Here is a 5,578-nt window from a genome sequence, read left to right on the forward strand (position 1 = left end):
CGGGGGTCTGGGGGCGGAGCCCCCAGTTCGGGAAGGGGCGGGTCTGGGGCGCCCCCGCGAGGGCTACTCCGAGAGGCGGGCGATGGCCTCGGCCACCGGGAGTTCCTCGCGTTCGCCCGTGCGGCGGTCCTTCAGTTCCACGATGCCGTCCGCGGACCGCCGCCCGGCGACCAGGATCTTCGGCACACCGATGAGCTCCGCGTCGGTGAACTTCACCCCGGGGGACACCCCGGCCCGGTCGTCCACGAGCACCCGCATGCCGGCCGCGTTCAGCCGCTCCGCCACGTCGAGCGCCAGCTCGGTCTGCACGGCCTTGCCCGCGGCCACCACGTGGACGTCCGCGGGGGCGACCTCCTTGGACCAGCACAGGCCCTGCTCGTCGGCGGACTGCTCGACGAGCGCGGCGACGGCACGGGAGACGCCGATGCCGTACGAGCCCATGGTGACGCGGACGGGCTTGCCGTTCTGGCCGAGGACGTCGAGCTGGAAGGTGTCGGCGTACTTGCGGCCCAGCTGGAAGATGTGGCCGATCTCGATGGCGCGGTCCAGACGCAGACCGGCGCCGCAGGCGGGGCAGGGGTCGCCGGCCTCGACCACGACCACGTCGAGGTAGTCGTCGACCTCGAAGTCACGGCCGCAGACGACGTTGCGGGCGTGGGTGTCGGGCTTGTTCGCGCCGGTGATCCACGCGGTGCCGGGCGCGACGCGCGGGTCGGCGATGTAGCGGACCTTCTCCAGGCCCTGCGGGCCGATGTAGCCGCGTACGAGGTCGGGGCGGTCGACGAAGTCCTCGGCCGTGACGAGCTCGACCTCGGCGGGGGCCAGGTGCTCGGTGAGCTTGCCGAGGTCGACCTCGCGGTCGCCGGGGACGCCGACGGCGACGATCTCGCCGTCGACCTTGACGAGGAGGTTCTTGAGGGTGGCGGAGGCGGGGACGCCCAGGTGGTCCGCCAGGGTCTCGATGGTCGGGGTGTCGGGGGTGTCGAGCTCCTCCACCGCCGCGTGTCCTTCGACGGACACCGGCTTCAGGGCGAAGGTCACGGCCTCCGTGTTCGCCGCGTAGTCGCAGGCGGGGCAGTCGACGAAGGTGTCCTCGCCCGCGGGCGCCGGGGCCAGGAACTCCTCCGACGCCGAGCCGCCCATCGCGCCGGAGACCGCGGAGACGATGCGGTAGTCCAGGCCGAGGCGCTCGAAGATGCGCTGGTAGGCGGCGCGGTGCAGGGCGTACGCCTCGGCGAGGCCCTCGTCCGTGGTGTCGAAGGAGTACGAGTCCTTCATCTGGAACTCGCGGCCGCGCAGGACGCCCGCGCGCGGGCGGGCCTCGTCGCGGTACTTGGTCTGGATCTGGTAGAGGATCACCGGCAGGTCCTTGTAGGACGAGCACTGGTCCTTGACGACCTGGGTGAAGATCTCCTCGTGCGTGGGGCCGAGCAGATACTCGGAGCCCTTGCGGTCCTTGAGGCGGAACAGCAGGTCGCCGTACTCCTCGTAGCGGCCGCTGGCCTCGTAGGGCTCCTTGGGGAGCAGGGCGGGCAGGAGCACTTCCTGGCCGCCGATGGCGTCCATCTCCTCGCGGACGACCCGGGCGACGTTCTCGTAGACCTTCTTGCCGAGCGGCAGCCAGGTCCAGATGCCCGCGGCGGTCCGGCGCACGTAGCCCGCCCGTACGAGCAGCTTGTGGTTGAGCGTCTCCGCGTCCGCCGGGTCGTCACGCAGTGTCTTGACCATCAAACGGGACATGCGCTGGACCTGGGCCATGATGAACAACTCCTGCTACGTAAGGGTGATGGGCGCAGATTATCCGGGGCACGCGCGGGTGCGGAAATCGGTCAGGGGCCCGTGGCCCGTCTGAGCGGCAGGGGGGCGCCCATCACCGCGTACGGCTTCGGGGCGCTCGGGAACAGCACGTGGCGGGCCAGGTCCTGGTAGCCGAGCGAGCGGTACAGGGCGCGGGCCGGGCTCTCGGTGTCGATCGCGGAGAGGATCGTGCGGGGCTCGGTGGCGCTGTCGGTGATGGTGGTGATGAGGGCGCGGCCGACGCCGCGGTTCTGGTAGCCGGGCCGCACGTGCAGCTCCGTGATCACGAAGGAGCCGTCGAGCCAGCCGTCCAGGCCCTGGGCGCGCAGGTACGGCTCGACGACCGTGGACCACCAGTGCCCGCGGTCGTTCGGCATGCCGTACACAAAGCCGACGAGCCGTCCGTCGCCCGTGGTCGCGCCGAGCGCGCGGGCGCCCGGATAGGTGAGGTGCCGCAGGACGATCTGCCGGCGCACCGCGACCTCGTCGTCGCCGAGCCCGAAGGCGAGTGCCTGCACGCGCAGCGCCTCGTCCACGCGCGAGGCCAGGTCAAGGGGCCCGATCACGACGTCGTCAGTCATGCGCGCACCCTACTTCGCGGCACGTCGCGGCAGTACCGAGCGCGGGCGGAGCCGGGGCGGTCCCGATCAGAACAGGACGCTCATGAACGCGCCGACCTCGTCGAAACCGACCCGCCGGTACGCGGCGCGCGCCGGAGTGTTGAAGTCGTTGACGTAGAGGCTCACGACCGGGGCGATGTCGGCGAGGGCGTAGCGCAGGACGGCGGCCATGCCGGGGGCGGCGAGGCCCTGGCCGCGGTACTCGGGGGCCACCCACACGCCCTGGACCTGGCAGGCCTTGGTCGTGGCCGCGCCGATCTCGGCCTTGAAGACGACCCGGCCGTCGCGGTCGAGGCGCGCGAAGGAGCGGCCCGAGCCGACGAGTTCGGCGACGCGGGCCTGGTAGAGCAGGCCGCCGTCGCCGGCGAGCGGCGAGATGCCGACCTCCTCGGTGAACATGGCCACGCACGCCGGCATGATCGTCTCCATCTCGTCCTTGCGGACACGGCGGACGTACGGATCGGGCGCGATGTCGTCGGGGAGCCGGTCGGTGACCATGAGGGGCTGCTGGCGGCGGACCTCGCGGGCCGGACCCCAGGAGGGTTCGAGGAGGCGCCACAGCTGGGCGGTGGGCTCGGCGGGGCCGACGATGGAGGAGCAGCGGCGGCCGGCCCTGCGGGCACGGTCGGCGAAGGCGCGCACGGCGCGCGGGGTCGCGCAGATCGGGACGAGGTTGGCGCCCGCGTAGCACAGGGACTCCAGCATGCCGTCCTGGTACCAGCCCCACATCTCGCCGCCGAGACGCCAGGGGTCGAGGCCCGCGACCTGCACCCGGGCCGTGACGAAGGCGTTCGCGACCGGCTCGCGGTCGAGCACGGCGAGCGCGGCGTCGAGGTCACTCGGTTCGAGGACCCTGGTGGTGGTCTGAGTCAACACGTGCGGGGGCCTCACCATACGGTCTGCTGATCTCCGCACTGTACCTGGCGGGGGCGCCCTGTGCCGTCCGGTGGTTGTGCCGCGCTTCGTCGTCGTTCTGGTGCGGGTTTGTGGGGGCTGGGCGTGCAGTTCCCCGCGCCCCTAGGGGCGCGGTACGTTGCCGTAGCCGATCTGGATCTCGTCGATCTTGAGTTGGTGGTGGAAGTTCGGGGCGCTCTCGGCTGCCCAGGTGGTGGTGGCGTCGAGCTTCAGGTAGCGGGTCTTCAGGTCGTCGCCGAGGTCGATGAAGCGGATGCCGCGGGCGCTCTCCAGGACGCCGGTCCTCACCGTGCGCCATCGCCGGCCGTCATCGCTCGCGGACACCGTGTAGTTCTTGATCCGGGCGGAGTCCTCGGGCCTGCCGAAGGTCGAGCGGTTGTGGGTCGGGGACCACTCGCGCTGGTTGACGCCCAGGTAGGCGGCCTTCTTGGGGGCGCCGAGGTCGAGCGTGAACGACACGGGGAGCTTTCCCTGGTTGTCGGTGTACGTACTGAAGTCGCCGTCGGTGAGCCGGGGTTCGCTCGCCTTGACGGAGCCCGTGGGGTACACGCCGTAGCGCTGGGGTTCGGTCTCGACCTTGAAGACGGTGTCGTACGGGTCCCAGTCCTCGACCGGGCCGATGGTGAGGCGGCCGTCGCCCTGGGTGCGGGGCAGGCTCTTGCCGGTGCGCAGGTCGGTCACGCGGGTGGCGCGGTAGCCGTTGTCGCGCAGCCGCACCTTGTCGCCGCTGTCGGGCCGGGTGGTGACGTGGACGTACTGGGTGGTGGGCTCGGCGCGGCTGATGGTGACGTAGCCGTACGCGCCGTCGTTCCAGGCGCCGGGCTGCATGCCGCCGTAGCGGTAGCCGCCGCCGTCGACACCGTGAAGGGACTCCCAGATCCGCGGCAGGTAGTCCTTCATGCGGTCGGTGAACTTCTGCTGCTGGGGCGGGAAGCGGCCGTCGACCATGGCCTGGAGGTCCATGAGGGACTTGATGGAGGTGCCCGCGTTCGCGGCGTAGCGGCGGATGTTGAGGCCGGTGTCGACGGGGCGGTCCTGGCCGTCGTACCACCAGGCGCCGGAGCTCGGCACCTTGTAGCAGGACTCGGTCAGGCGCGGCATGGGCGTCCAGATCGCCGAGGGCTGGTCGTAGGGCGGGGTCATGCCGGTCTTCTGCTCGTGGGACACCATGTCCATGATCGGGGTGTCCTCGTTGTTGTTGCTCAGGGTCATGTCGGGGCGCTCGGCGCGGATCTGCTCGTAGAGCTTGTGCTGCTCCCAGTACTCGTTGTCGTTGTCGATCCAGAAGCCGGAAAGACGGGGGTAGTTGTCCATGACCTCGAAGAAGTTGTCGTACGAGAACTCGCCGAAGCCGGGGCGGGTGGTGAGGTCGACGGTGCGGCCCTTGTGGGCGGAGTACGCGGCCGAGTCGAGGCTCTCGACGCCCTGTTCGTCGTGCCACTTGGGGTCGTCGGTCATGTAGAGGATCGTCTTGACGCCCTTGGCCTCGCCCGCCTCGATCAGCTCGCCGAGGAAGTCGCGGCGCGTCGCGCAGCTGCCGGGGATCTTCGACGGCCAGGGGCGGGCGTAGCCGAGCCGGGAGTGGAAGGTGGCGAGGACGATGTAGCTCGCCTTGAGCTTCTTCGCCTCGTCGACCCAGTAGCCGGGGGTCCAGCCGCCGTCGGTGACGGCCTTCTCCCAGGCGCGGCAGTCCTCGTGCCGGGGGCTGGTGAACATGCCCCAGTGCAGGAAGAGTCCTGCGGTGGCGTCGCGGAGCGCGGTCCGGCGGGGGGCGGTGGGGCTGGGCGTGTTGTGGCCGGTCGCGGTGTGGCCGGTCGCCTCGTCAACGGGGCTTCCGGGACCGGCCGTTGACGTCCCGGCGCCGGTGAGGAGCAGCCCGGCGAGCAGGGAGAGGACGGCGGCCCACAGCGGCCAGTGGCTGCGGCGGCGTACGCGTGTCATGCGGGGACCTCGCTTCCGTTGACCCTGTGGTCGTCGGATGAATCAGCATCGAGGTGCACATCCCAGCGCGGCTTCCTGCCGGATGCCAGGACAAGGTCCCGCTATACATCGGAGCTGTCAAGACGTAAGGGGAGCCGCATCGTGCGGCTCCCCTCAGGTCGTACGGCCGGTCGTGCTGACCGGTCGTACCGAACAGCGCGTCGGGTCAGCTGACCGTGACCTCGGGCTCGCCCGACATCACGCCGTCCTTCTCCATCTGCTCGGCGATCTTCATGGCCTCGTCGATCAGGGTCTCCACGATCTTC

Annotated in this window: 4 protein-coding genes; all 4 read right to left on the bottom strand. The window is 70.7% G+C overall.

All coding sequences use genetic code 11. The annotated features are described in order from the left end of the window. Window positions 1–63 precede the first annotated feature (63 nt). On the bottom strand, window positions 64–1,758 hold the full coding sequence (locus ACFWZ5_RS44430; RefSeq protein WP_384805918.1) for a proline--tRNA ligase: 1,695 nt from the start codon (window positions 1,756–1,758) through the stop codon (window positions 64–66). 71 nt (window positions 1,759–1,829) lie between these two features. After that, window positions 1,830–2,378 carry a GNAT family N-acetyltransferase gene (locus ACFWZ5_RS44435; protein WP_384805920.1) on the bottom strand — a complete coding sequence of 183 codons (549 nt, stop codon included), beginning with the start codon at window positions 2,376–2,378 and terminating at the stop codon, window positions 1,830–1,832. A 66-nt stretch (window positions 2,379–2,444) separates the two neighbouring features. Further along, a complete protein-coding gene (locus ACFWZ5_RS44440; protein WP_384805921.1) occupies window positions 2,445–3,293 on the bottom strand; it encodes a GNAT family N-acetyltransferase in 849 nt (282 codons plus the stop codon). Between the two features lie 141 nt (window positions 3,294–3,434). Then, complete coding sequence (locus ACFWZ5_RS44445; RefSeq protein WP_384805923.1) at window positions 3,435–5,273, bottom strand: alpha-L-fucosidase; 1,839 nt, start codon at window positions 5,271–5,273, stop codon at window positions 3,435–3,437. Window positions 5,274–5,578: the final 305 nt, after the last annotated feature.

The sequence above is a fragment of the Streptomyces sp. NPDC059003 genome (assembly GCF_042740445.1).
In the GTDB taxonomy this organism is placed as follows: domain Bacteria; phylum Actinomycetota; class Actinomycetes; order Streptomycetales; family Streptomycetaceae; genus Streptomyces.